Origin of the sequence: Burkholderia sp. Bp8991 (assembly GCF_003853795.1) — a bacterium.
Lineage (GTDB): Bacteria > Pseudomonadota > Gammaproteobacteria > Burkholderiales > Burkholderiaceae > Burkholderia.
Map to the genome: position 1 here is coordinate 313962 of NZ_QTQJ01000003.1, position 23683 is coordinate 337644.

The 23683-nt window shown below is 70.0% G+C and carries 23 protein-coding genes; 9 read left to right on the top strand and 14 right to left on the bottom strand.

From position 1 onward, the window contains the following. Window positions 1-4: 4 nt before the first annotated feature. Window positions 5-316 carry a hypothetical protein gene (locus DIE02_RS05135; RefSeq protein WP_044843140.1) on the top strand — a complete coding sequence of 104 codons (312 nt, stop codon included), beginning with the start codon at window positions 5-7 and terminating at the stop codon, window positions 314-316. 93 nt (window positions 317-409) lie between these two features. Here DIE02_RS05135 and DIE02_RS05140 read toward each other — a convergent pair whose 3' ends face one another. Next, entirely contained in the window at window positions 410-1297 is an 888-nt protein-coding gene (locus DIE02_RS05140) for a class I SAM-dependent methyltransferase (RefSeq protein WP_124485009.1), read from the bottom strand. A gap of 143 nt (window positions 1298-1440) precedes the next feature. Here DIE02_RS05140 and DIE02_RS05145 point away from each other — a divergent pair, with 143 nt between their 5' ends. From DIE02_RS05145 to DIE02_RS05155, 3 genes are all read left to right on the top strand, one after another. Continuing rightward, window positions 1441-2904: a metallophosphoesterase gene (locus tag DIE02_RS05145; protein ID WP_124485010.1), complete on the top strand. Its 1464-nt coding sequence runs from the start codon at window positions 1441-1443 to the stop codon at window positions 2902-2904. 266 nt (window positions 2905-3170) lie between these two features. Continuing rightward, entirely contained in the window at window positions 3171-4475 is a 1305-nt protein-coding gene (locus DIE02_RS05150) for a cytochrome-c peroxidase (RefSeq protein ID WP_124519664.1), read from the top strand. Between the two features lie 97 nt (window positions 4476-4572). After that, on the top strand, window positions 4573-4848 hold the full coding sequence (locus tag DIE02_RS05155) for a hypothetical protein (RefSeq protein ID WP_044842898.1): 276 nt from the start codon (window positions 4573-4575) through the stop codon (window positions 4846-4848). A gap of 144 nt (window positions 4849-4992) precedes the next feature. On the opposite strand, the gene DIE02_RS05160 is transcribed toward DIE02_RS05155, so the two are convergent. After that, window positions 4993-6477, bottom strand: coding sequence for a PLP-dependent aminotransferase family protein (locus tag DIE02_RS05160; protein WP_185702587.1), 1485 nt, complete (start codon window positions 6475-6477; stop codon window positions 4993-4995). A 203-nt stretch (window positions 6478-6680) separates the two neighbouring features. Here DIE02_RS05160 and DIE02_RS05165 point away from each other — a divergent pair, with 203 nt between their 5' ends. Next, window positions 6681-7031 (top strand): hypothetical protein, encoded by a 351-nt coding sequence (locus tag DIE02_RS05165; RefSeq protein ID WP_124485012.1) that lies wholly within the window; start codon window positions 6681-6683, stop codon window positions 7029-7031. Between the two features lie 298 nt (window positions 7032-7329). On the opposite strand, the gene DIE02_RS05170 is transcribed toward DIE02_RS05165, so the two are convergent. The 8 genes from DIE02_RS05170 to gtdA form a co-directional block, all read right to left on the bottom strand. Continuing rightward, window positions 7330-7752, bottom strand: coding sequence for a DUF6691 family protein (locus tag DIE02_RS05170; protein ID WP_124485013.1), 423 nt, complete (start codon window positions 7750-7752; stop codon window positions 7330-7332). Window position 7753: 1 nt separating this feature from the next. Continuing rightward, window positions 7754-8188, bottom strand: coding sequence for a YeeE/YedE family protein (locus DIE02_RS05175; protein WP_124485014.1), 435 nt, complete (start codon window positions 8186-8188; stop codon window positions 7754-7756). Further along, window positions 8178-8528: a helix-turn-helix transcriptional regulator gene (locus DIE02_RS05180; RefSeq protein WP_044842893.1), complete on the bottom strand. Its 351-nt coding sequence runs from the start codon at window positions 8526-8528 to the stop codon at window positions 8178-8180. Before DIE02_RS05180 ends, DIE02_RS05175 begins: the two co-directional genes overlap by 11 nt. A 126-nt stretch (window positions 8529-8654) precedes the next feature. Next, complete coding sequence (locus DIE02_RS05185) at window positions 8655-10016, bottom strand: aromatic acid/H+ symport family MFS transporter (RefSeq protein WP_124485015.1); 1362 nt, start codon at window positions 10014-10016, stop codon at window positions 8655-8657. A 76-nt stretch (window positions 10017-10092) separates the two neighbouring features. Then, window positions 10093-11301: a 3-hydroxybenzoate 6-monooxygenase gene (locus DIE02_RS05190; RefSeq protein WP_124485016.1), complete on the bottom strand. Its 1209-nt coding sequence runs from the start codon at window positions 11299-11301 to the stop codon at window positions 10093-10095. A gap of 19 nt (window positions 11302-11320) precedes the next feature. After that, window positions 11321-11962, bottom strand: coding sequence for a maleylacetoacetate isomerase (gene maiA, locus DIE02_RS05195; RefSeq protein WP_124485017.1), 642 nt, complete (start codon window positions 11960-11962; stop codon window positions 11321-11323). Between the two features lie 32 nt (window positions 11963-11994). Beyond that, complete coding sequence (locus DIE02_RS05200) at window positions 11995-12693, bottom strand: fumarylacetoacetate hydrolase family protein (protein WP_124485018.1); 699 nt, start codon at window positions 12691-12693, stop codon at window positions 11995-11997. Between the two features lie 79 nt (window positions 12694-12772). After that, the gene (gene gtdA / locus DIE02_RS05205; RefSeq protein WP_124485019.1) at window positions 12773-13819 is read right to left on the bottom strand and encodes a gentisate 1,2-dioxygenase; all 1047 of its coding nucleotides are present in this window, start codon (window positions 13817-13819) and stop codon (window positions 12773-12775) included. A 164-nt stretch (window positions 13820-13983) separates the two neighbouring features. On the opposite strand from gtdA, the gene DIE02_RS05210 reads away from it, so the two are divergent. Further along, window positions 13984-14928 (top strand): LysR family transcriptional regulator, encoded by a 945-nt coding sequence (locus tag DIE02_RS05210; protein WP_124485020.1) that lies wholly within the window; start codon window positions 13984-13986, stop codon window positions 14926-14928. Window positions 14929-14973: 45 nt separating this feature from the next. Here DIE02_RS05210 and DIE02_RS05215 read toward each other — a convergent pair whose 3' ends face one another. The 4 genes from DIE02_RS05215 to DIE02_RS05230 all read right to left on the bottom strand — a co-directional run bounded on the left by DIE02_RS05215 (window position 14974) and on the right by DIE02_RS05230 (window position 18659). Continuing rightward, window positions 14974-16263, bottom strand: coding sequence for an FAD/NAD(P)-binding oxidoreductase (locus DIE02_RS05215; protein ID WP_124485021.1), 1290 nt, complete (start codon window positions 16261-16263; stop codon window positions 14974-14976). Then, window positions 16260-16493 carry a 2Fe-2S iron-sulfur cluster-binding protein gene (locus DIE02_RS05220; protein WP_011658575.1) on the bottom strand — a complete coding sequence of 78 codons (234 nt, stop codon included), beginning with the start codon at window positions 16491-16493 and terminating at the stop codon, window positions 16260-16262. Before DIE02_RS05220 ends, DIE02_RS05215 begins: the two co-directional genes overlap by 4 nt. A 109-nt stretch (window positions 16494-16602) precedes the next feature. Continuing rightward, complete coding sequence (locus tag DIE02_RS05225; protein WP_124485022.1) at window positions 16603-17730, bottom strand: FAD-binding oxidoreductase; 1128 nt, start codon at window positions 17728-17730, stop codon at window positions 16603-16605. Then, complete coding sequence (locus tag DIE02_RS05230; protein WP_124485087.1) at window positions 17727-18659, bottom strand: 4-hydroxyproline epimerase; 933 nt, start codon at window positions 18657-18659, stop codon at window positions 17727-17729. Before DIE02_RS05230 ends, DIE02_RS05225 begins: the two co-directional genes overlap by 4 nt. A 613-nt stretch (window positions 18660-19272) precedes the next feature. On the opposite strand from DIE02_RS05230, the gene DIE02_RS05235 reads away from it, so the two are divergent. The 3 genes from DIE02_RS05235 to DIE02_RS05245 all read left to right on the top strand — a co-directional run bounded on the left by DIE02_RS05235 (window position 19273) and on the right by DIE02_RS05245 (window position 23577). Then, window positions 19273-20898, top strand: a complete 1626-nt coding sequence (locus tag DIE02_RS05235) for an APC family permease (protein ID WP_044842883.1) — start codon at window positions 19273-19275, stop codon at window positions 20896-20898. A gap of 71 nt (window positions 20899-20969) precedes the next feature. Continuing rightward, window positions 20970-22562, top strand: coding sequence for an aldehyde dehydrogenase (NADP(+)) (locus DIE02_RS05240; RefSeq protein WP_044842882.1), 1593 nt, complete (start codon window positions 20970-20972; stop codon window positions 22560-22562). After that, a complete protein-coding gene (locus DIE02_RS05245; RefSeq protein WP_124485023.1) occupies window positions 22555-23577 on the top strand; it encodes an Ldh family oxidoreductase in 1023 nt (340 codons plus the stop codon). The genes DIE02_RS05240 and DIE02_RS05245 overlap by 8 nt, the downstream gene beginning before the upstream one ends. Window positions 23578-23683 lie beyond the last annotated feature (106 nt).

Here is a 23683-nt window from a genome sequence, read left to right on the forward strand (position 1 = left end):
CACGATGAGCGGCCTGCTGCACGATCGCACCGGCGACTTCATCGCGCTCGCGACGCTCGCGGTGCTTTACCTCGGCGGCGTCGGCCTCGCGCTGTGGCGGATCCGCACCGCCGCGCCGCGCGGCAAGGTCTACTGGATCGTCTGCATCGCGTTGCTGGCCGGCGGTGCGATCGCGATCACCGCCAACCTGTCGCCCGTGCCGAACAGCGGCGAGATGCCGCCCGGTTTCGCGCTCGGCGTCGAGGCGGTGCTGCTCGGGCTCGCGCTCGTCGCGGCGGGCTGCGCGTGGCTGATGTTGCGTGCGAGGCGCGGCTGATATCTGTCGCTTGCGCGGCGGCGCAGCCTTGCCTTGTCATGCGCGAACGGCAGCGTGCATGCCGAACGTCGGTCGTCCTCGTAGCCTGACGCGTCATGCAGACGGCGCCCGCGCCGTGACGAGCCAGCACGCCGCGTCGAACCGCACGTCAGCGCCCTGCACGTAAGGCTCGAACGCAGCGCGCACCGTTTCGACCACGCGCCGCCGCGTCGCGTCGTCCGCGTCCTGAAGCGCGAGCCCGACCGGGCCCAGTCGCGCGATGTAGTCGTTCAACGCCGCCTCGGGCAACGCGCACGCCTGGTCGATCGGCTCGATCGCGATGTCGGCCCAGCCGCTGTCCGACAGCACCGACGCGATCCGCTGCCGGTCGCCGAACGCGAATTGCCCCGGCGCCCCCGGCTGCCGCGCCGGCAGGTCCGGCAGCAACGTTGCCGCGACACGTTCGGCCGTCGTCATGAACGGATTGTCGGCGGCGCCGCGCCATGCAACGAATCGCAGTTGCGCGTTCGCGCGCGCCGCTTGCCGCAGGTTCGCGAAGGCGCGCACCGGATCGTCGAAGAACATCACGCCGAAGCGCGACACGATCAGGTCGAACCGACCCGGCGCGAATGCATGCGTCTGCGCATCGGCATGCACGAAGCCGGCGCCCAGGCCGGCGCGTTCGGCACGCGCCCGTGCGGCGGCAATCATCCGCGCCGAAATATCGACGCCGGTACAGTGCGCGTGCGTGCCAAGCCGCCGTGCGATCGCGAGCGTCACCGCGCCGGTGCCGCAGCCGACGTCGAGCACGCTGCGCGCGGATGCCGCGGCCGCCGCGTCCGCGAGCAGCGTCTCGAATGGCTCGAACATCCGGTCGAGCGAGCGCTGCGCGTCGACCCATGCCAGCCCCGACGGACCATTCCACAGCGCAGACTGCGCTTCGTTTGCCCGGCTGTCTTTCGTCGTCGATTCTCCTTTTTCGTCCGTATCGTTGACCGTGATCCGGACTATGCTGCTTCAAGCCGGCTTGAGGTCAAGGCCGCGACCGCGGCACGACTCGCGCGCCGGCCGGCCGTCGGACTCCGCCCTTCACATTTCTTACACTCGCACTGCGTATCGTTGACGACTTTCCTACGGTGCCTCTCATGCGACGACTCCTCCCGCGCGCACTGCTCGCGCGCTGCGCTCCGCTTGTTGCCCTCGCGGCGCTGTCCGCGTGTTCGAATCACATCGATACGCCCGCCGATCCGGCCAGTGCCGCGATCAACCTCCAGGCCGCGTGGGTCGAGATCGGCGACGCGAACCAGGCGATCGCACGCGTGATCACGAGCTACAGCCCCGCATCCGCGAGCGATCCGCTGTGCCCGCAACTGTCCGTCGATGGCAAGCTGTCGCGCATGACGCTGCGCGCCGGCGCCGCGACCGTCGCGCAGCGTCCGACGGCGAGCGCCGCGGCCGACTCGAAACCGTCGAGCTTCCCGGTGTCCGTCTGCGAAGCGGCGCTGCCGGCCGATGCGCAAACGGCGAGCGTCGCGGGCCGCGCGCTGCCGCTGCCGAAAGCGCAGCCGCAGCGCATCGCGATCATCGCCGACACCGGCTGCCGGATGAAGAAGGCCGACAACGCATGGCAGGCGTGCAACGACGCGACGGTCTGGCCGTTCGACACGATCGCGGCGAGCGTCGCGAAGCTGTCGCCGGACCTCGTGCTGCACGTCGGCGACTATCACTACCGCGAAAACGCGTGCCCGCCCGACATCGCCGGCTGCAAGGACAGCCCGTGGGGCTATGGCTGGGATGCGTGGCAGGCCGACCTGTTCCGCCCGGCCGCGCCGCTGTTCGCGAAGGCGCCGTGGGTCGTCGTGCGCGGCAACCACGAGGAATGCGCACGGGCCGGCCAGGGCTGGTACCGCTTCCTCGATCCGCGCCCGTATTCGGCGGCCCGTTCGTGCGACGATCCGGCCAACGACGACGACGCGAACTACTCGGATCCCTATGCGGTGTCGCTCGGCGGCGGCACGCAGGTGATCGTGTTCGACACCGCGAAGGTCGGCCGCAATCCGCTGAAGACGACCGACGTGCAATTCCGCATCTACCAGAAGCAGTTCCAGACGGTCGCGTCGCTCGCGTCGAAGGCCGGCATGTCGACGACGATCTTCACGAACCACCATCCGATCCTCGCGTTCGCGCCGATCGCCGGCAGCACGCCCGCGCCGGGCAACCTCGCGCTGCAGTCGGTGATGGCGAGCCTGAACGCGCAGGCGTACTACCCGCCCGGCATCCACGTCGCGCTGCACGGGCACGTGCACGACTTCCAGGCGATCAACTTCTCGTCCGGGCATCCGGCGACGATCGTGTCCGGCAACGGCGGCGACAACCTCGACGTCGCGCTGCCCGACCCGTTCCCCGCCGGCCTGACGCCAGCGCCGGGCGCCGTGATCGAACGGCTGTCGCACAACAACAGCTTCGGTTTCCTGATCATGGAGCGACGCGCGGCGCCGGCGACGGGCTGGGTGTTCCATGCGTATTCGGCGGCGGGCAAGCTGCTCGCGTCGTGCGACCAGTCGGGCAACACGCTCGCATGCGACAAGACGGGGTTCATCGCGCCGTGAGTGACGAAGTTCGATTGCACGGCGGCTTGATGGATTCTGCGGATGCGGCGTATGCGGCGTGTTCGGCGTGTTCGGCGTGTTCGGCGTGTTCGGCGTGTTCGGCGTGTTCGGCGTGTTCGGCGTGTTCGGCGGATGCGGCCGGCTGCCGGGAAGGAATGGCTGGATCGCGAAGGCAGCCGATTCCTTCGGTCGCCCTCGCCGGGCGTCCGGCGTCCGCCGCGGTTCCGGCCGCCGGCGGACGGGCGATACGCGCCCTTGCCGCCGCCGTGCTCGCCGGAGCGGCGCTCGCGGCCCACGGCGCACCTGCCGAAACGACCCTGCTCCCCGGCGCGCCGCCGGCGCGCGTCGTCGGTACGATCGGCAACGGCACGCCGCAGGTGACCGACAAGGTCGACGCGGCCACCGCCCGTTTCGCGCCCGACCCGACGCTCGTCGCGCTGGGCCGCCGGATCTTCTTCGATCCGCGGCTGTCCGAGCCGCGCGGCATGTCGTGCGCGGGCTGCCACGATCCGGGGCGCGCGTTCGCGCCGACCTTGTCGGCCGCTTCGCTCGCGGGGCCGGGCGTGCCGGAAGGCAGCCGCCACGGGCGCTTCAGCCAGCGCAACGCGCCATCGCTGCTCTACGTGCGCTACGTGCCGCGCCGCCACTTCTACCAGGACGACGACGCGCCCGCGCCGTCGCCGTTCGGCGGCCTGTTCAGCGACGGCCGCGCGGACACGCTCGCCGAACAGATCCGCGGGCCGCTGTTCGACCCGAACGAGATGAACAACCGGTCGCCGGCCGCGCTGCTGCGCAAGGTCGACGGCACCGAACTGGCGGGCGATCTCGCCGCGCGCTTCGGCACGTCGGCGCGGCGCGATCCCGAGCAACTGGTGCGGGCGCTCGGCTCGGCCGTCGAGGCCTATCTGCAGAGCGACGAGATGGCGCCGTTCACGTCGCGCTTCGACGCGTTCCTGCGCACGCGCAAGCCGCTCGCGCCGGCCGAGATGCGCGGCCTGGCGCTGTTCCGCAATCCCGACAAGGGCAATTGCATGAGCTGCCATACGCTGTCGGAAACGTCGAGCCGGCCGGAGCGCTCGCTCTTCACCGATTTCGGCTACGACGCGATCGCGGTGCCGCGCAACCACGCACTGCCCGCGAACCGCGATCCGCGCCATTTCGACAACGGTCTGTGCGATACGGCTGCGCGGCTGCGCTGGCCCGAGCCGACGCAATGGTGCGGCTACCTGCGCACGCCGGGACTGCGCAACGTCGCGGTCAAGCAGACGTTCATGCACAACGGCGTGTTCACGACGCTGCGCGACGCGGTCGCGTTCTACAACACGCGCTCGACCGACCCTGGCCGCTGGTATCACGGCGCCCGGACGTTCGACGACGTGCCGGCCGCCTATCGCGGCAACATCAACGTCAATTCGACGCCGATGAACCGCCGGCCCGGCACGCCGCCCGCGCTGACCGACGCGGAAATCGACGACATCGTCGCGTTCCTCGGCACGCTGACCGACGCACGCTACGCGAATCCCGTCCCGGCCGCCGCCCGCATCGCCCGCGCCGCCGCGCCGGCGCGTTGACCCTGGCCGAACGGCCAGGCGCATGCGCATCCGCTTGCGGTCGCCGCAAACACTGGTTATATTTACAGTACTGTATTTATGAACAGTGAGGTGCGCGATGGAACATCTGGTCCGTATCGTCAACGACACCGATCGCCAAGTGCTGGCATGGCTGCGTGCGCAGGTGGGCGACGCCCGCGTCGAGCGTGCGGCGCGCCAGCTCGGGCATACGCGAAAGCCCTTTCCGTCGGCGGTATGCCGGTATCTGGGCATGAGCGCGCCGGCCACGCTGCGCCCGGCGGAGCGGCCGCGTGCCGCACGCGACTTCTCGGTCGGAGATCGCTATCTGTCGCTGATCCGTCAGCACCTCGCCGCGCATGCGGTCAGCCGATGAAATCGCCGAAATCGTATCGTCGGCGTGTCGCCGCGCGGCGGCCGGCCGCGGAGAATGCGGCGAGCCGGATCGGCCGGCCCGTGCTCTCGTCACGACCGCCGAGCCCGGTAGCCAACGCGCCAGCCCGGCCGACACCCGCCCTGCTCACGCAGCGGCCGCCGCGTCGCGTATCAACTGGCCGAGCGTTTCGATTGCCGCTTCATGTGCCGTGTCGAACACCCGCGTGCAGGCAAGCCGGATATACGCGTCAAAGCGGTCGGAATTCGAGAAGATCGCGCCTGGCGCGATCCTTACCCCGCGTGCGAGCGCGGCATCGAACAAGGCTTCGGAACGCACGCCGTCGGGCAGCGCGATCCACAGCAGCATGCCGCCGGGCGGCCGGTTCATCCGCGTGCCGGCGGGAAAATGGCGCGCGATCGCATCGATCGTCACATCGCGCTGCACGCGAAGCTGTTCGCGAAACCGGTGCAGGTGGCGGTCGAACGCACCCGAGCCGACGAATTCGGCCGCGACGGCCTGCAGCAACGCGGCGTTGTGCCGGCTTTGCGCGAACTTGAGCATCTTCACGCGCGCGTGCCAGCGGCCCGCGCTCATCCAGCCGAGCCGCATTCCGGGCGCCAGCACCTTGTTGAGCGACGGGCAATAGATCACCGTGCCGTCGCGGTCCCATGCCTTCACGGGTTTCACCGCGTGCGGCGCTTCCACGAGTTCGCGATACGGCTCGTCCTCGATCACGGCCACGCCGCGACGCGAGCACAGCGCGACCAGCGCAGCCTTGCGTTCGTCGGGCATCACGCTGCCGAGCGGGTTCTGCAGATTCGGCACGACGACCACGGCCCGAATATCCGGGTACGCGGTCAGCGCCACGTCGAGCGCTTCGATCGACAACCCGGTCGTCGGGCTGGCCGGAATCTCGAGTGCACGCAGGCCGAGGCTTTCGAGCAGCTGGATCAAGCCGAAAAAGGCCGGCGATTCGATCGCGATCGTGTCGCCGGGGCGCGCCACCGCGCGCAACGCGAGATTCACGGCATCGACGCCGCCGCTCGTCGACATCACGTCGTCCGGCGACACGGTCACGCCGTACGACAGCGCGCGTTTGGCCATCGTCTGCCGGAATTCGGCCGAGCCGCCAACCGGCCCCGCGTCGGTCAGCAGCGTCGGCTTGCGCCGTAGCAGCCGGATCGCCAGCGCCTGCAGGCGCTCGGCCGGGTACAGCGTCGCCAGCGCGGATGCGCCACCGAGATTCAGCGCGTCGGGCCTCGCGTTCGCACGATCGATCACGCGCGACACGCGTTCGTGCAGCCCCGCGAACGGCGGCTCGACGCTCAGCGGCTGCCCGTCGCTTTCCGGCAGCGTGTCGAGCGCGGCCGCCGCGCGCCGGCGCACGAAGTAGCCCGAGCGCGGCCTGGCTTCGCACCAGCCCGTATCCTCGAGCCGCCGGAAGGCCTGGGTCGCGGTAGACAGGCTCACGCCGTGCTGCGCCATGAACGCACGCACGGACGGCATCCGGTCGCCGGGCGACAGCGTGCCGGCCGCGATGATGCGGCGGTAATGCTCGGCGAGCCGTTCGTAAAGCGGCTCGCCGGCCATCGGCAAAGTCATGCGGGATGGATCGGTGATGGGCGTCATGCGGGTCATCCTGCCCGCGCGCCCGGGCGCACGCCAGATACAGATTCCGGGGAAACTCACCGATACAGCAACATGAAATCGCCGTCTGCACCGTAACAGATACCCGTCCCCTGAATCTGTCCTGTCCGCACGCGTTTCCTTAACCTGATTGCACGCTGTCGCCCTGCCATCGCCGGGCCGCGCAACCGGGAAAAGGACACGCCATGCGGACGCACGACATCCGGCTCGACGCCGGGCAAAGCCACTTTGCGTGGTTCGACAAGGGCAGCCGCGTCATCGTGCTCGACGGCGCGCTCGCGGTCACGTTACGTCACGGCGGGCTCGACTGGCTGCCCGATGCGCCGCAATACGTTCGCCGCGTGCTCGACGAAGGCGAATGCCTGACGATCGAGACGGCCGGTCACGTGGCATTGTCCGCCGGCGGCGCCGGGCCGGTTGCCGCGACCGTCGCGGCGCCCGTGGCCAGGCCCGGCGTATTCGCGGTGTGGCGTGCGTGGCTGCAGCGGGCGTCCGCGCGGCTGCTCGGCGAGCGGCATGTGCGCGAGCAGTCCTGACGCGACGGCTACAACACCGTCGCCGGTGTCGCCACGCGATCACCGTGTCGCTCCACCCGGCGACGAATTCGAACCCGGCCGCGCGACGCCTACACACCGTCGCCGTTGTCGCCGCACGATCACCGTGTCGCTCCCCCGGCGACGAATTCGAGCCCGGCCGCGCGACGCCTACACGCCGTCGCCGTTGTCGCCGCACGATCACCGTGTCGCTCCCCGGCGACGAATTCCAGCCCTGCCGGCGCCCTCGCCGGGCCGCTTCGGCCACGCCGACAACCTCGGCCGCAGCAGCCGCGCGTTGCTACCGCACCTTCCGCGCGCGCTCGATCCATTCGAACAATGCCATCCCGGCCAGCATCGCGCCGACGAACGCGATGCCCTTCACCGACCCGAGCCCGATCGACACGATCGCCGGCCCCGGGCAGAACCCGGCAAGCCCCCAGCCGATGCCGAACACGGCGCTGCCGGCGACGAGGCGCACGGTAATCGTCCGCACGGCCGGCCACTGGATCGGCAGGCCGAGCAACGACCGCGACCGGTGCTTCGCCCATGCGAACGCGAACACGGCGACGCCGATCGCGCCGGCCATCACGAATGCGAGCGACGGATCCCAGCGGCCGGCCAGGTCGAGAAAACCGAGCACCTTCTGCGGGTTGGCCATCCCCGACACGATGAGGCCGACGCCGAACATCAGCCCCGCCAGAAACGCGAATCCTGCCTGCATGTCAGCCCCCGAGCACGTGCCGTCGCACGAATACGGTCGCGAAGCCCGCGACCATGAAGACCGCCGTCGCGACGATCGAGCGCGTCGCGCCGCGCGACAGCCCGCAGACGCCGTGACCGCTCGTGCATCCGCCCGCATAGCGCGTGCCGATCCCGACCAGCAGGCCGGCCGCCAGCAACTCGCCCCAGCCTGCATCGACCTGCGGCGTCACGGCGGCACCGGCGACACGCATCAGCAGCGGCGCGGCGATCAGCCCGGCGACGAACGCGGCACGCCAGCCGCGCTCCGCCGCGCCGGCCGTAAACAGGCTGCCGACGATGCCGCTGATTCCGGCGATCCGCCCGTTGAACGCCATGAGCCACGCGGCCGCAAGCCCGATCAGCACGCCGCCGGCAAGCGACAGCCACGGCGTGAAATGAAGCGCATCAAGCTGCATCGCGCGTCCCCTTCGCGGCCGGGCCGCAGAACTGTTCGTACAGCACGCCCATCACCGCGATCGCAGCCGGGCTGTCGAGCGAGTAGTGGATGTTCTTGCCTTCGCGGCGCGTGCGGACGAGCGCGTTGTCCCGCAACACGCCGAGCTGCTGCGACAGCGTCGGCTGGCGAATATCCAGCCGCGCCTCGAGATCGCTCACGCAGCGTTCGCCCTGCGACAGTTCGCACAGCAGCAGCAAGCGATCGGGATTGGACAGCACCTTGAGCAGCGCGCACGCCGATTCGGCGGCGGCGCGCATCTGATCGGGCTCGGGCAGCCCGGTGGAAGGGTCGGCGTTCATGAGAGCGATCGCATTCGATTAACGAATCAATATTATATATATTTATATATCGTTGATTCGTACTTTCGGTCGGCGCCATCGGAAGAAAAAGGAAAGCGCCGTCTGCGACGCCCACCCCTGCCTCCGCTACGCCTGCTCGCCGGCAAGCGCATCGGCTGCCGCCGCGCGCTTCTCGCCGGCCCGTACCGCGCCCAGCACCAGCACCGCGATCCCGGCGATCACGCACGGCACCGCGACGAATGCGAAGGCGATCGGCAACGGCAGCCCCGTTGCGAGCATCGCCCCGCCCGCCATCGAACCGACGACCGACCCGCCGCGGCCGATTCCGTTCGCCCAGCTCACGCCCGTGGTCCGGCACTCGGTCGGGTAGAACGCGGCCGACAGCGCGTTCGCGCCGACCTGCGAGCCCGACACGCAGAAGCCCGCGGCGAACACGACCAGCGCGGCGCCCGCCGGCGACGCGGCCAGCACGCCGATCGCCGCGACGAACACGCCGGCCGCCGCATAGCTGCATGCCAACACGCGATGCGGATCGAAGCGGTCCATCAGCCCGCCGAGCACGATCGCGCCGAGCGTGCCGCCGACCTGGAACATCGCGGTCACGCGCGCGGCCGTCTGCAACGTCGCACCGGTCGTGCGCAACAGCGTCGGCAGCCAGCTCGACAACAGGTAGATGACGAGCAGGCTCATGAAGAACGTGAGCCACAGCAGCAGCGTGCCGCGCAGCAGGTCGGCGCCGAACAGGCGGCCGAGCGGCGAAGCGGCCGGCTTGCCGCGCGGTGCGATGAACGACGCGTGCGCGAGATGCGGGTCCGGTGCGATGCGTGCGAGCATCGCCGCGATCCGTTCACGCGCCGCGCCGGTGTTGACGAGGTAGCGCACCGATTCGGGCAAGCGCCATGCGAGCACCGGCAGAAGCAGCAGCGGCGCGGCACCGCCGACGACGAGCACCGCGCGCCAGCCGTCGCGTTCGATCAGCGACGCGGCCGCGAGTCCGCCGAGCGCGGAGCCGATCGTGAAGCCGCAGAACATCGTCGTCACGAGCAGCGAGCGCCGCCGCGCGGGGCAATACTCGGACGTCAGCGTGATCGCGTTCGGCATCGCGCCGCCGAGCCCGAGGCCCGTCACGAAGCGCCACGCGATCAGTTCGGTCAGACCGCCCGCGCTCGCCGACGCCGCACTCGCGATGCCGAAACACGCGACACAGGCGAGCAGCAGGCGCTTGCGGCCGAACCGGTCGCCGAACGGCCCGAACACGAGCGCACCGGCCATCAGCCCGGCGAGCCCGGCGCCGAACACCGGCGCGAGCTGCGCGGGCGACAGGCCCCATTCCGCACGAATGACGGGGGCGATGAACCCGATCGATGCCGTATCGAAACCGTCGATCGCGACGATCAGGAAGCACAACACGACGATCGCGGCCTGAAACGGCGCAACGCGATGTCGGTCGATCCATTCGCTGACGTCGATGGACAGCGTATCGGCCATGATGATGTCTCCTCCATGAAGGCGGTCGCGCGCGATGTCGTTGAAATGCGCGCCGCCGGATGCAAACCGAAAGGCGTCAGGCAACGGACTTCAGGCAGTTCTCCGCGCGCCAGCCGTGCAGCCAGTCGAGCGCGTCGTAGAACTGCGCCTGCGTGCGTCCGACCCACAGCGCGTTGCGCACCTGCCGCTCGACGCCCTTCGCGTGATAGATCCGCCCCATCTCGCGCGCCGAATACAGCACGCGTGCGGTGCGCGGAATCCGCACGCGCTCGTACAGCGCAAACGCGGCCTCGAAGTCGCCGTCGGCCTGCGCGACGGCCGCGCCGAGCGTCACCGCATCCTCGAGCGCCTGGCACGCGCCCTGCGCGAGGTATTGCGTCATCGGATGGGCAGCGTCGCCGAGCACCGTCGCGCGGCCCGCACTCCAGCGCTCGACCGGGTCGCGGTCGGCGGTCGCCCAGCGCTTCCACGACGTCGGCCGGTCGAGCATCTGCTTCGGCAGCGGATGGATGCCGTCGAAGTACGACAGCACTTCCTCCTTGCTGCCGTCGCGCACGCCCCAGGTTTCCTGCTCGCGGCTGTGGAACGTGACGACGAGGTTGTACTGCCGGCCGCCGCGCAGCGGATAGTGGACGAGATGGCAATGCGGGCCGGCCCAGACGACCGGCGCATTGATCTGCAGATCCTTCGGCATGTTGTCGACGTCGACGACCGCGCGATACACGACGTGCCCCGTCACACGATGCGCGTCGCCGATCAACGCGTGACGGATCGCGGACTTCACGCCGTCGCAGCCGATCACCGCATCGGCGCGATAACGCTCGCCGTGCTGGTCGATCACGGTCACGCCGTGGCCGTCCTGCTCGAACCCGCACACCTGCGTGCTGGTCCGGAACTCGATCAGCGGATGATCCTTGACCGCCTCGTAGATCGACAGGTGGATGTCCGCGCGATGGATAACCGCATACGGGTTACCGAAGCGCTCGCGATACGCGGCGCCCGTATCGACGCACGCGACTTCCCGCGCATCGACCGCATCCATCAGTTGCAGCCGGTCGGTAAACACCGCCCGGCCGCGCGCGGCCTCGCCGACGCCCAGCGCGTCGAGCGCGTTGAACGCGTTCGCGGCGAGCTGGATGCCCGCGCCGATCTCGCCGATTTGCGCGGCCTGCTCGAGCAGCGTCACGCGAATGCCCTGGCGCGCGAGCGCCAGCGCCGTCGCGAGCCCGCCGATGCCGCCGCCGATCACGAGTACGCGTCGGCCTGTGTTGTGTGTCTCGCCCATGTCTGTCTCCTGCTTCGTGTTACGCGATGTAGTCCGGTTGCCGCTGCGGCTGCGCTGCGTCGAATGCCGGCTCGCGCAGCGCGTGTTCGTGAATCGCCAGGCTGCGCGGATACGCGCCCAGGTCGCAATCCATCCGCAGCGCGTTCGCGACCTGCGGCACGAGGCATACGTCGGCGAGTGTCGGCGCCTCGCCGAAACACCACGGACCCGTGTCCGCACGCGCGAGCAGACGCTCGACGCCGGCCATCCCTTCCGCGACCCAGTGCCGGTACCACGCGCTCTTCTGCTGCGGCGTGACCTGCAGTTCGCTGTCGAGGTAGCGCAGCACCCGCAGGTTGTTGACCGGGTGGATGTCGCATGCGATCAGCGTCGCGAGTTCCAGCACGCGTGCGCGCTGCCGCGGTTCGAGCGGAATCAGCCGCGGCGCCGGATGAATCCGGTCGAGGTAGTCGATGATCGCGAGCGACTGGCCGAGACGGAAATCGCCGTCGACGAGCGCCGGCACCGACGCCGACGGATTCACATGCGCGACGTAGCCGGCCTCGCGGTGCTCGCCCGTGCGGATGTTGACGGGCAGCGTGTCGTACGACAGTCCTTTCAGCGCGAGCGCGATGCGCACCCGATAGGACGTCGAACTGTTGAAGAAGCTATGCAGTTGCACGATGTGACCTTTCGAGGAAAGCGAGGCGCGCGTCAGACCACGTGCACGGCCAGTTCGCCGAGCCGCTCGACGCCGACCTGCATCACGTCGCCCTTGACCACCGCGCCGACGCCTTCCGGCGTGCCGGTGAAGATCACGTCGCCCGGTTCGAGGCGGAAGAACTTCGACAGGTCGGCGACCGTTTCCGCGACCGACCAGATCAGGTGCGACACGTCGCTCTTCTGCTTCGTCGCGCCGTTGACCGTCAGCCACAGGCCGGCCTGCTCGAAATGACCGACCTCGCTCGCCGGATGCACGGGGCCGATCGGCGCGGAACGGTCGAACGCCTTGCCGATTTCCCACGGCCGGCCCATCTCGCGCATCTTCATCTGCAGGTCGCGGCGCGTCATGTCGAGGCCGACCGCATAACCCCACACGTGCTCGAGCGCACGCTCGAGCGGAATGTCGGCGCCGCCCTTGCCGATCACCGCGACGAGCTCGGCTTCGTAGTGATAGTTCTGCGTCTGCGACGGATACGCGAGATCGAGCGTTTCGCCGTAGGCGACCGGCACGACCGAATCGGCCGGCTTGCAGAAGAAGAACGGCGGTTCGCGATCGGGATCGAAGCCCATTTCGCGCGCATGCGCCGCGTAGTTGCGGCCGACGCAGTACACGCGGCGCACCGCGAAGCGGGCGTCGCTGCCGGCGACGGGAAGCGCGACCGGCGCTTCGGGCGGGAAAACATAAGTCATGAACGGCTCCAGCGTAGGCATGAAGGAAGGAACGCGCGCCGCGTCGGCGACGCACGCAACGAAGCGGGGAAAACGGGCGTCAGTCGCGCGCTTCGCGCAGCAGGTTCAGCGCGGACAGCACCGGCCGGTCGGAATAGCTGAACAGCACGCTGTCGGACGACGCCGACAGCCGCACCGGCGCCCACGACGGCGCGACGAAGATGTCGTGCGGCTCGAACGCGAACGCGTCGCCGCCGATGTGCGCGGTGCCGCTGCCGTCGACGACGCAGTAGATCGTCGCGTCGGTGCTGCGATACGTGCGGCCGTCGAAGCCGGCCGGCAGGAACTGCATGAAGGTCGCGATCGTCGGCATCGGCCAGCCGCCCGTCGCTGGGTTCACGTAGCGCAGCTTCACGCCGTCCCACGCGTCGAGTTCGCCGTTGCGGTACAGCGCGTCGAGCGCGTCGCGGGTGCGCGCATACGGATAGCTGAACACCGGCGACGTCGGATCGCTCGCGCGATGCCGCACCGGCGCCATGTTGTGGCCGAAGCGCGCGAAGCTGTCGCCTTCCGCGCGGCTCACCGGCTGCTCGGCCGTCGGATGGTTTTCGGCGAAACCCGCGTCGAGGTTCGCGACGAGCGGAATGTCGAGCCCGTCGAGCCACACGACCGGCTCGCCGCCGTCTTCCACCGACGGGTTGCCGTGGTCGTGCCACGCCCAAGACGGCGTGATGATGAAGTCGCCCGGATGCATCGTCGTGCGCTCGCCGTTCACCGCGGTCCATGCGCCCTTGCCTTCGACGATGAAGCGCAGCGCCGACTGCGTATGGCGGTGACTCGGCGCGATCTCGCCGGGCAGGATCAGCTGCAGGCCTGCGTACAGGGTCGGCGTCATGCTCGACTTGCCGGGCAGGCCCGGGTTCTCCAGCACCAGCACGCGGCGCACGGCTTCTTCCGCGCTGATCACGCTGCCGGCCTGCATCACCAGGTCCCGCACCCGCGCGTACTTCCAGATCGCGGCCTGCGCGGCCGGCTGCGGCGTCTTCGGCACGAGGTTGTGCAGCGATTCCCACAACGGGGCGAGGCGCTGCTCGGCGATCCGGGCGTAGTAATCGGCGCGCGACGTATCCGGGTGTCGGCTGGTCATGATGTCTCCTTGGGGCGGCCGATCGCGGTCGGCGCTGTGTCGGGTCGGGGACCGCGTGCCGCAGTCCGTTAGCGCATTTATATTAGACGCAGACATACCCGGTAAAATGGTGAAATCATCTAATCCATATTGATTCGGATATATCTTCCGATACGGAGCGTGCGATGGACTGGACCCACCGGCTGCGCTTGCGGCACCTGCAGGTCCTGCTGAGCCTGGCCAGCACGGGCAACCTGAGCCAGTCGGCGGCTGCGCTCGCGACCACCCAGCCGGCGCTGTCGAAATGGCTGAAGGAACTCGAGGAGGATGTCGGCCTGCCGCTGTTCGAGCGGCATGCGCGCGGCTTGCGGCCGACGGCCTACGGCGACGCGCTGATCGAGCATGCGCGCCGCGTGGAGGCGCAGCTCGACGTCGCGCGCGACGACATGGCCGCGCTGCGCGAAGGCGGCAGCGGCCTGGTCACGATCGGCACGTCGGGCGTCGCGGCCGCCGATACGGTGCCGCTCGCGGTATCGCAGTTGCTGAAGCGGATGCCGCGCGCGCAGGTTCGGCTCGCGGAGAGCACGATGAACCAGCTGATGCCGCAGCTCGCGCGCGGCGAGCTGGACATCGTCGTCGGCCGTTCCGGGTCCGCGTCCGTCGATCCGCACCTGCACGCAGAAGCGCTGTACGTCGATCCGGTGGTGTTCGTCGCGCGGCCCGATCACCCGCTCGTCGGCACGGCATCCGTCGGCTGGGACGAGGTGCTGGCCTGCTCGTGGATCGTCTGGCCGCCCGGCACCCCCGTGCACAACGCGCTACAGGTCGCGCTGACGGCCGCCGGGCGCGTGCAGCCGCCGCATTGCGTCGAATCGAATTCGTCGATCCTTAACCTCACGCTGCTGAACAACACCGACCTGCTCGGCGTCGCATCGCATCGTGCCGCGCGGCGCTTCGAGCAATTGAACGCGATCCGCATCCTGCCGATGCGGCTCGAGGGCCAGGGCGCGGTGTCGATCTACTGGCATCCGGACAGCGCGAAGCGAGCGGCCGTGGCCGCCGCGATCGAGTGCCTGCGTGCCTGTGCGGCGCCGCAGGTGGGTGGATGGGAGAAAGTGAAGGCGGAGTGAGCGACGCAGCGACCCGGCGCGAACCGGGCGCTGCGCCGTGGCGCATCAGCCGCCGTCGCAGGACGCGATGTCGTCCAGCATCAGCGTGCCGACTCGCGCGGGCACGAGCGGCGTGCGCGGCACCGGCGGCGTCCAGCCGAACAGCGCCTGCGCGGCCGCGCCGCACACGCGGCCCTGGCATGCGCCCATCCCGCAGCGCGTCTGCAGCTTCGCGGCCGTCCAGCCCGGCGCAGGCGCGGCCGCGTCTGCGACCGCGTCGAAGCGCACGTCCTCGCAACGGCACAGCAGCGTGTCGGGCCGCGCGAGCTTGCGGATCGGCTCGCGTATCGCGAAGCGCTCGCGCACCGCATCCGCGAACGCCTGCCAGTGCGCGCGCTGCGCAATCCGCTCGACGAGCGGCGCCGTCTGCCCGGTGGCCGCGTAGCCGGCGATTTCGCCTTCGACCATCGCCAGTTCGCTGCCGCCGACACCCGTGCACTCGCCCGCCGCGAAACAGCCGTCGCGGCTCGTGCGCTGATGCGCGTCGACCACCACCGCGCCGTTTTCTATCCGGCAGCCGAGGTGGCTCGGCAGCACGGTGTTCGGCACGAGGCCGAAGCCGCACGCGAGCCTGTCGCAGTCGACCTCGAACTCTCGCTCGCCCTGCCGGATCCGCACGCGTTCGAGCCGCTTGTCGCCGAACGCCTCGACGACGTGGGCATTGGGCCGGTAGGCTGCCGTGACGAGCTTCGCCGCCTGCGAGAGTTTCGACGGCCAGCGCCAAAGCCCCGCGCCGAAGCCGGCCACGTCGCTCCACGCCGCCTGTTCGAGCACGTGCGACACCTGCGCGCCGGCCTGACGGGCCGTCGCCGCGCTCGCGAGCAGCAGCGGGCCGCTGCCGGCGATCACCGTGCGCTGCCCGCGCACGTCGAGGCCGTACTTGATCAGGGCCTGCAGCCCGCCCGCGCCGGTCACGCCCGGCAGCGTCCAGCCCGGGAACGGCAGCAGCAGCTCGCGCGCACCGCAACACACGATCAGCGTGTGGAATTCGAGCAGGAAGCCGCGCTCGTCGTCCTCGAGCAGCAGCGTGCCCGGCTGCGTTTCGGCCACGATGCGCGTGGCAGCGAGATGCGTGACGTTCGGCTGACGCAGCACGGCCAGGCGTTCCGCCGCGTCCGGCACCGGCGTCGCGGCCGCCGCCTGGCGCCAGATCTGCCCGCCCGCGCGCGGATTGTCGTCGACGATCGCGACCGTCGCACCGCTTCGTGCGGCGGCCCGCGCCGCCGACAGCCCGGCCGGGCCCGCGCCGACGATCGCGACGTCGACGCTCAGTCTTTCCTGTTTCGCCGTGCTCATCGCGTGCGCTCCACCCGCATCCCGTCGCGGCACAACGTCTGGCAGGCCAGGCGGCGGCGGCCGTCGATCGTCATCCTGCACTCCTGGCAGATGCCCATACCGCAAAACGGCGCGCGCGCCGCACCCGTGCACGACACGCGCGTCGTGTCGTCACCGCTCGCCGCGACGGCGGCCGCGACGGTCGCACCGTCGGCCACCGTCAGCGCGCGGCCGTCCAGATGAATGATCATGTGAGCCTCCGGCGGGCCGCCCCCGCGGGGGGCGCCTTGCATGGGACCGGGGCAAGCGCTGAAGCGCCAACTCCGGTCGATGGCGAACGAAGTGTGCGTGGGGGTCGTTTCATGTCAGCGCTCCAGCTACGGGGGACGTCGTCAGGAAACGTCCCGGCAAATACGGTTCGATGTCGATGGGCGGCCGCTCGCCGGTCATCAATGCGGCGACGAGCCGCGCACTGCCCGGCGCGGTCGTCACGCCCAGCCCTTCGTGCCCGACCGCGAGCCATACGCCCGGCCGCGCCGGATGTTCGCCGAGCAGCGGCAGGCCGTCGGGGCTCGCCGAACGGAAACCCGTCCATGCGCGAATCCCGTTCAGGTCGGCCAGGTCGGGCAAGTAGCCGACAGCGCGGCGCAGCATGCGCGCGAGGACCGGCGGCTCGATGCGCGCGTCGTCGGTATCGAACTGGCGCGACGAGCCGATCAGCAGCTGGCCGGTCGGTCGCGGCTGCACGTTGAACGCGACCGACGTGCCGTCGCTCGCGTGCGCGCTCGCCGCATAGCCGAGTTCGACGAGCTGGTGCGACACCTGGCCCGGGTAACGATCGGTGATCAGCAGATGCCCCTTCTTCGGGCGCAGCGGCAGCTCGGGCAACAGCGTGCGCGCGGCGACGCCGTTCGCGACGACCACGCGTTCCGCGCGCAGCGTGTCGCCGCTCGCGAGCGTCACGCTCGGACCATCGACCGCCACCGCGCGCTCGCGCCGCAACGTGATGCCCGGCGCGCGCTGCAGCAGCCAGCTCGCGGCGACGGGCGCATAGAGAATCGCGTCGCCGGGGATCTTCAGCGCGCCGCCGAGGCCCGCGCGCAGCATCGGCTCGAGTTGCGCGAGCGTCGCCGCATCGATCAGTTCGCCCGCGACGCCATGTGCGGCGAGCGTCGCCTGCTTGGTGCGCGCGAGGTCCATCTCGCTGGAATCGGCCGCGAGCCACAGCGTGCCGCAGTTGCGGTACGCGCAGCCTTCCGGCATCTCGCCGGCGAGCGCGCGCCACAGCTCGATCGAGTAATGGCTCAGCGCGAGCTCCGCCGCGTTGTCGTCCATCGCGACGAGGTGCCCCATGCCGGCGCCGGTTGCGCCGCCGCTCGCGTCATCGACGACGAGCACGCGCAGCCCGCGCTGCGCGAGTTCGTGCGCACACGCCGCGCCGACGATGCCGGCGCCGATCACGACGACGTCGGTCCTGATTTCGCTCACGACACGATGCCCCAGCCGAACGGATCGTCTTCCTCGATCAGCAGCGTCGCTTCCGCGCTGAGGTGCGCGCTGCCGCGGATCGTCGGCACGATGCCGCCGTCGGCCTGCGCATAGCTCGCCTGGAACACGCTGCCGATCACGCTCGCCTGCCGCCACACGACGCCCGGCTCGAGCTTGCCGTCGGCCGCGAGGCACGCGAGCTTCGCGCTCGTGCCGGTGCCGCACGGCGAACGGTCGTACGCGTGGCCCGGGCACAGCACGAAGCTGCGGCTGTCGTGCTCGGGATCGTCAGCGAACAGTTCGATATGGTCGATCTCGCCGCCGTTCGCGCCGGTGATGCCCGCGCGCTCGAGCCCCGCGCGCACCGCGGACGAATAGGCGGTAAGCGCCGCGACGTTGTCGCCGGCCACGCGCTGGCCGTGATCGCTGATCAGGAAGAACCAGTTGCCGCCCCACGCGATGTCGCCCTTCACGGGGCCGTAGCCCGGCACGTCGACATCGACGGCCTTCGCGTGGCGATACGCGAGCACGTTGCGCACGCTGACCGACAGGTCGTCGTGCAGCGTCGCCTCGACGGTGCCGACCGGCGTTTCGATCCGGTGCACGCCCGGCTCGATGCGGCCCATGTGATGCAGCGTGCGCACGACGCCGATCGTGCCGTGCCCGCACATTCCGAGATAGCCGCTGTTGTTGAAGAAGATCACGCCGGCCGCCGCCTCCGGCGACACGGGCTCGCACAGCAGCGCGCCGACCAGCACGTCGCTGCCGCGCGGCTCGAGAATGCACGCGGTGCGATAGCGATCATGCTCGCGCGCGAGCACGTCGCGGCGCTCGGCCATCGTGCCGTTGCCGAGCGAGGGGAAACCGGACACGACGAGCCGCGTGGGTTCGCCGCCCGTGTGCGAATCGATGATCTGGATGCGCTTCATCATGAGCCGTCCGATGTGGGGAAAAGAGCATAGCTTCCTCCGTCGCGCGTCCGTCCGCTTGTGGCTTTTCGATAAGGACGGCGACGAAATCGGCATAGTGCGAAGCACCCTTCGCGGCCCTTCCGGCCACTATGCCGATTTCGTCATTTTGCTCCGCGATCCGGCTCAAGCGTGATGGGTGTTTGCACGGCGATACTGGTTGCACGTCGACACGCCTGTCGTCGACCGATACGAAGCAGGAGATTGCAGTGAGCCGAAACGCCATCCAGCGGACCGGAGTTTTCCCCGCCCTCAGCAACCGGTTCGCACCGGGCGCTTCCATCGCTTTCGACGCCGCGCGCCGCGCCGATCGGAATCGGGCGAACCGCTGACCGCGCCGACCGATTTCCCCCCCGGCGGTGCAACGGCATCCCCCGTCGCATCGCCGCTTCCGGTCCGGCATGGCTCGCGCGGGCCGTTCGCTGCGGCGCCAACCCGCGCCGCGCATGAACGGCCCCCGGCTCGCGCCGGTCGCTCGAACCGGTCGCACGCCGGCCGGCAGGTGTTGCGCCGCAGCTCCGTCGGAGCCCGGCGCAAGCCACACCTGCACCGATATTTCCCAGGAGACAAACCCATGCCAGGCCAAGGCAACACACACCCGTCCGTCCCGCTTTCCCGTTCCGTGCCCGCCGACGGCGGTCACGGCAAGTTCAAGAAGCAGTTGTCGCTGACCGACCTGACGTTCATCGGCCTCGGCGCGATTTTCGGTTCGGGGTGGCTGTTCGCCGCGAGTCACGTGTCGACGATCGCCGGCCCGGCCGGCATCTTCTCGTGGCTGCTCGGCGGCTTCGCGGTGCTGCTGCTCGGCATCGTCTACTGCGAGCTCGGCGCCGCGCTGCCGCGCGCGGGCGGCGTGGTCCGCTACCCGGTGTTCTCGCACGGCCCGCTGCTCGGCTACCTGATGGGCTTCATCACGCTGATCGCGTTCTCGAGCCTGATCGCGATCGAAGTGGTCGCCGCACGCCAATATGCGGCCGCGTGGTTTCCCGGTCTCACCAAGGCCGGCTCGAGCGACCCGACCACGCTCGGCTGGCTCGTGCAGGCCGCGCTGCTGTGCTTGTTCTTTTACCTGAACTATTCGAGCGTGAAGACGTTCGCGAAGGCGAACAACATCATCAGCATCTTCAAGTTCATCGTGCCGCTGTCGGTGATCGCGGTGCTGTTCACGTTCTTCAAGCCCGCCAACCTGACCATGCACGGCTTCGCGCCGTTCGGCATGCCGGGCATCGAGATGGCCGTGTCGGCCGGCGGCATCATCTTCGCGTACCTCGGCCTCACGCCGATCGTGTCGGTCGCGAGCGAAGTGCGCAATCCGCAGCGCACGATCCCGATCGCGCTGATTCTGTCGATCCTGCTGTCCACGCTGATCTACGTGCTGCTGCAGCTCGCCTTCATCGGCAGCATCCCGACCGACATGCTGGCCGCCGGCTGGCACGACGTGAGCAAGGCCTTCTCGCTGCCGTACCGCGACATCGCGCTCGCACTCGGCGTGGGCTGGCTCGCGGTGATGGTGGTGGCCGACGCGATGATCTCGCCGAGCGGCTGCGGCAACATCTACATGAACGCGACGCCGCGCGTCGTCTACGGCTGGGCGAAGACGGGCACGTTCTTCAAGGTGTTCACGCGTGTCGACGAGGCATCGGGCATCCCGCGCGCGGGCCTGTGGCTCACATTCGGCCTCGCGATCTTCTGGACCATGCCGTTCCCGTCGTGGGAAGCGCTGATCAACATCGTGTCGGCCGCGCTCGTGCTGAGCTACGCGGTCGCGCCCGTGTCGGTCGCCGCGCTGCGCCGCACCGCGCCCGGCCTGCCGCGGCCGTTCCGCGCGGTGGCGTTCGGCATCACCGGCCCCGCGTCGTTCGTGATCGCCGCGCTGATCGTCTACTGGTCGGGCTGGAGCACGGTGTCCTGGCTGCTCGGCCTGCAGATCGTGATGTTCGTGATCTATCTCGCGTGCCGCCGCTGGGTGCCGACCGCGCACCTGAGCATCGCCGAACAGGTGCGCTCGTCCGCGTGGCTGATCGCGTTCTACGCGGCCATGATCGTGCTGTCGTACTTCGGCGGCTTCGGCGGCACGGGCCAGCTCGCGCATCCGTACGACACGGTCGTCGTCGCGGCCGTCGCGCTCGTGATCTTCTACTGGGGCGCCAACACCGGCATCCGTTCCGACAAGCTGCAGCTCGAAGACGACGAAGACTGACGCACCCGCTTTCCCCTTTCCACTCCGGCCGGGCGCATCACGCCCGGCCCCGCATTTTCCGAGGAAGAACCATGCAACTCACAGGTCAGCTCCTGATCGGCCAGTCGGCCGTCGCCGGACAGAACGGCACCCTTCACGCGATCGCCGCCGCGACCGGCGAACCGCTCGAACCCGCGTTCGGCGGCGCGAGCCTGCACGACCTGGAGACGGCCTGCGCGCTCGCCGACGAAGCCTTCGACACGTATCGCGAAACGGGCCCCGAGCAACGCGCCGCGTTTCTCGACGCGATCGGCCGCAACATCATGGCGCTCGGCGACGACCTGATCGAGCGCTGCGTCACCGAAACGGGGCTGCCGCGCGCACGCATCGAAGGCGAACGCGGCCGCACGGTTGGCCAGCTCGCGCTGTTCGCGTCGCTCGTGCGCGACGGCGGCTACGTCGATGCGCGCATCGACCCGGCCCGCCCCGACCGCAAGCCGCTGCCGCGCGTCGACCTGCGCCTGCGCAACGTCGCGATCGGGCCGGTCGCCGTGTTCGGCGCGTCGAACTTCCCGCTCGCGTTCTCGGTCGCGGGCGGCGATACGGCATCGGCACTCGCGGCCGGCTGCCCGGTGATCGTCAAGGCGCACTCCGCGCACCCGGGCACGTCCGAGCTCGTCGGCCGTGCGATCCAGCAGGCCGTGCGCGAATGCGGGCTGCCGGCCGGCGTGTTCTCGCTGCTGTTCGATGCGTCGCGTGAAATCGGCCAGGCGCTCGTCGCCGATCCGCGCATCAAGGCCGTCGGTTTCACCGGCTCGCGCCGCGGCGGCGTCGCGCTGATGAACATCGCGGCCGCGCGCCACGAGCCGATTCCGGTCTATGCGGAAATGAGCTCGATCAACCCGGTGCTGCTGTTCCCGGCCGCGCTCGACGCGCGCCACGACACGATCGCGCCGCAGTTCGTCGCGTCGCTCGCCCTCGGCGCCGGCCAGTTCTGCACGAACCCGGGCCTCGTGCTCGCGGTCGACGGCCCCGCGCTGCGCGCGTTCGAAGCCGCGGCGGCCACCGCCGTGCAGGCGACCGCCGCGCAGACGATGCTGACGCCGCACATCCACGCGAGCTATGCGCAAGGCGTGGCCACCCTGCGCGCGCACGACGCGGTCGAGTTGCTCGCGGAAGGCGTGGAAGGCGGCCGCTACCAGGCGCGCGCGGCGCTGTTCGCGACGTCGGCGGACGCGTTCATCGCCCACCCCGAACTGCGCGACGAAGTGTTCGGCCCCGCGTCGCTGATCGTGCGCTGCCCGGATGCCGACACGCTGCATCGCGTGCTGAAGTCGCTCGAAGGCCAGCTGACCATCGCCGCGCATCTCGCCGACGGCGACGCCGCGCTGTTCGCCGCGCTGCGCCCGACGCTCGAGCGCAAGGCCGGCCGCATTCTCGTCAACGGCTTCGGCACGGGCGTCGAGGTCGGTCATGCGATGGTGCACGGCGGCCCGTTCCCGGCCACGTCCGACACGCGCACGACATCGGTCGGCGCACGCGCGATCGAGCGGTTCCTGCGCCCCGTGTCGTACCAGGACGTGCCGGACGCGCTGCTGCCGGACGCCATCCGCAACGGTAACCCGCTGAACGTGCCGCAACGCATCGACGGCGTGCCCGCGCCGCGGGAAGCGCGCGATGTCTGAGCCGCTCGCCGAAGTCGTCCTGTCGCTCGACGAGGTGCACGCACTCGCGCTGCGGGTGCTGACGCACCACGGGATGTCCGCTGCGCACGCGCAGGCTATCGCCAGCGTGATCACGCAGGGCCAGCGCGACGAGTGCCACTCGCACGGCGTGTACCGGCTGCTCGTGTGCGTGCGCTCGCTGAAGAAAGGCAAGGTCGATCCGCAGGCGGTGCCGACGCTGCGCCGGCTGTCGTCGTCGATCGTCTCCGTCGACGCGCATCGCGGCTTCTCGCTGCTGAGCTTCGAGACCGGCCTGCCGGTGCTCGTCGAGATGGCGAAGCAGCACGGGATCGCCGCGATGACGATCAACCGCTGCTACCACTTCTCGGCGCTGTGGCCCGAGGTCGAGGCGATCGCCGCCGAGGGGCTGGCCGGCATCGCGATGAACCCGAGCCACAGCTGGGTCGCGCCGGAAGGCGGCCGCGAACCGGTGTTCGGCACCAACCCGATCGCATTCGCGTGGCCGCGCCCGGACGGCGTGCCGTTCGTGTTCGATTTCGCGACCAGCGCGATCGCGCGCGGCGACATCGAGCTGCATGCGAAACAGGGGAAGGCGATCCCGCCGCACTGGGCGATCGACGCCGATGGCCAGCCGACCACCGACCCGAAGGCCGCGCTGCAGGGTGCGATGCGCACCTTCGGCGGGCACAAGGGTTCGGCGCTCGCGGCGATGGTCGAACTGCTCGGCGGCGCGCTGATCGGCGACATGACGAGCCAGGAGTCGATGGATTTCGACGCAGGCGTCGGCGCGACGCCGTGCCACGGCGAACTCGTGATCGCGTTCGACCCGAAGGTGTTCCTCGGCGACGATCTCGACGCGGGCCTCGCGCGCGGAGAGCGGATGTTCGCGTCGATCACCGGGCAAGGCGCGCGGCTGCCGTCGCAACGGCGCTTCGATGCCCGCGCGCGCAGCATCGCGCACGGCGTGCGGATTCCGCAGGCGCTGTACGACGAAATCCTGACGCTGCTCGACTGACGCGCGATCGACGGGTACGGCGCACGGCTTCATCGTCGGCGGAACGGGCGATGAAGCCGCTGCCGGCTCCGCCGGCGATGGCCGGCGTCCGCCTTCGTGCCTGGTG

Coding starts and splice junctions, on each gene's coding strand:
- DIE02_RS05215 (WP_124485021.1), bottom strand. CDS start 16,263: ATGAGCACGGCGAAACAGGAAAGACTGAGCGTCGACGTCGCGATCGTC.
- DIE02_RS05245 (WP_124485023.1), top strand. CDS start 22,555: ATGTCTGAGCCGCTCGCCGAAGTCGTCCTGTCGCTCGACGAGGTGCAC.
- DIE02_RS05170 (WP_124485013.1), bottom strand. CDS start 7,752: ATGCAGGCAGGATTCGCGTTTCTGGCGGGGCTGATGTTCGGCGTCGGC.
- DIE02_RS05135 (WP_044843140.1), top strand. CDS start 5: ATGAGCGGCCTGCTGCACGATCGCACCGGCGACTTCATCGCGCTCGCG.
- DIE02_RS05200 (WP_124485018.1), bottom strand. CDS start 12,693: ATGACTTATGTTTTCCCGCCCGAAGCGCCGGTCGCGCTTCCCGTCGCC.
- DIE02_RS05155 (WP_044842898.1), top strand. CDS start 4,573: ATGGAACATCTGGTCCGTATCGTCAACGACACCGATCGCCAAGTGCTG.
- DIE02_RS05235 (WP_044842883.1), top strand. CDS start 19,273: ATGCCAGGCCAAGGCAACACACACCCGTCCGTCCCGCTTTCCCGTTCC.
- DIE02_RS05165 (WP_124485012.1), top strand. CDS start 6,681: ATGCGGACGCACGACATCCGGCTCGACGCCGGGCAAAGCCACTTTGCG.
- DIE02_RS05145 (WP_124485010.1), top strand. CDS start 1,441: ATGCGACGACTCCTCCCGCGCGCACTGCTCGCGCGCTGCGCTCCGCTT.
- DIE02_RS05180 (WP_044842893.1), bottom strand. CDS start 8,528: ATGAACGCCGACCCTTCCACCGGGCTGCCCGAGCCCGATCAGATGCGC.
- DIE02_RS05240 (WP_044842882.1), top strand. CDS start 20,970: ATGCAACTCACAGGTCAGCTCCTGATCGGCCAGTCGGCCGTCGCCGGA.
- DIE02_RS05220 (WP_011658575.1), bottom strand. CDS start 16,493: ATGATCATTCATCTGGACGGCCGCGCGCTGACGGTGGCCGACGGTGCG.
- DIE02_RS05175 (WP_124485014.1), bottom strand. CDS start 8,188: ATGCAGCTTGATGCGCTTCATTTCACGCCGTGGCTGTCGCTTGCCGGC.
- DIE02_RS05185 (WP_124485015.1), bottom strand. CDS start 10,016: ATGGCCGATACGCTGTCCATCGACGTCAGCGAATGGATCGACCGACAT.
- DIE02_RS05190 (WP_124485016.1), bottom strand. CDS start 11,301: ATGGGCGAGACACACAACACAGGCCGACGCGTACTCGTGATCGGCGGC.
- DIE02_RS05230 (WP_124485087.1), bottom strand. CDS start 18,659: ATGAAGCGCATCCAGATCATCGATTCGCACACGGGCGGCGAACCCACG.
- DIE02_RS05160 (WP_185702587.1), bottom strand. CDS start 6,477: ATGACGCCCATCACCGATCCATCCCGCATGACTTTGCCGATGGCCGGC.
- gtdA (WP_124485019.1), bottom strand. CDS start 13,819: ATGACCAGCCGACACCCGGATACGTCGCGCGCCGATTACTACGCCCGG.
- DIE02_RS05210 (WP_124485020.1), top strand. CDS start 13,984: ATGGACTGGACCCACCGGCTGCGCTTGCGGCACCTGCAGGTCCTGCTG.